The 915-nt window shown below is 63.4% G+C and carries 1 protein-coding gene and 1 tRNA gene; both read left to right on the top strand.

The window, feature by feature from the left end; translation table 11 throughout:
• Positions 1-388 precede the first annotated feature (388 nt).
• Positions 389-461, top strand: a tRNA-Arg gene (locus tag DD1DGNOD_RS08010).
• A 113-nt stretch (positions 462-574) separates the two neighbouring features.
• On the top strand, positions 575-853 hold the full coding sequence (locus DD1DGNOD_RS08005) for a type II toxin-antitoxin system HicB family antitoxin (protein ID WP_131769795.1): 279 nt from the start codon (positions 575-577) through the stop codon (positions 851-853).
• The last annotated feature ends 62 nt before the right edge of the window (positions 854-915 follow it).

The raw sequence follows: 915 nt of genomic DNA, 5'->3' as shown, positions 1-915 counted from the left end.
GTGCATCGCAGCTCAGGGTCGTCGACAAGGTTGCCGAGCAGCGTGACCGACGCCTCGATCATGGTTCCTCCCGGATCATGGGGTAGCTGGCCTGGTTCCGTGTGACGGACGGTTGTTGTGACCGGATTGGCCCCTTACGTCCCGCCTCACACTCTTCAGCTCCGCGGCCGGCTTGGCATCCGCGGTCCGCCACCTGTGGACAAACCGCATCCATCCACAGGTGCGAAGCCGCACGGATGCACGATCCACCCTCGCCGTGGCAGGGTGAGAGCTTTGATCACCGAAGGAGCACCGGAACAAACACACAAAGTACTCATTGAGTCCCATTCCGCTATCGCCAGTAACCGCGCTACGTGATCGCGATAGGAGACAGCACAATAGGTGGTGCGCGCCCGTAGCTCAGCGGATAGAGCGAGTGCCTTCTAAGCACCAGGTCGCAGGTTCGATCCCTGCCGGGCGCACAAACAGCCCCTGACCAGGCAGAACGTAATCGATCAATCCGGACACTTCGTTGCATGCCGCTTAGACAGCGGATAACACTCCGCTCCGCCGCTGCCATCGTCCCGAGGCCGGGATGATCGTTCTGGCGGCTCGACATCATGTGGCGCTGTACGCTCGTCGCGTGGCTGAGACAAGACTGCTCACAGCGGTACTGACGCCAGACCCGGACGGCGGGTACGTCGCCCAGATTGTGGAGCTGCCGGGCGTGATCAGCCAGGGCGACACCGTGGAGGAGGCACTGGCGAACATCCGCGAAGCCGCCGAGCTCTACCTCGAAGACGCGACACCAGCGGATCGGGCCTCACTTGACGCACACCCTCTGACCACCGCGGTGCAGGTGCGTGTGGCTTGAGCGGCCTTCCTGTACTGTCCGGCGCGCGGCTGGTCAAGGCACTCGAGCGCGCCGGACAGTAC

This window comes from Candidatus Protofrankia californiensis (genome assembly GCF_900634765.1).
Lineage (GTDB): Bacteria > Actinomycetota > Actinomycetes > Frankiales > Frankiaceae > Protofrankia > Protofrankia californiensis.
This window is presented reverse-complemented; position numbering and strand designations above follow the sequence as displayed.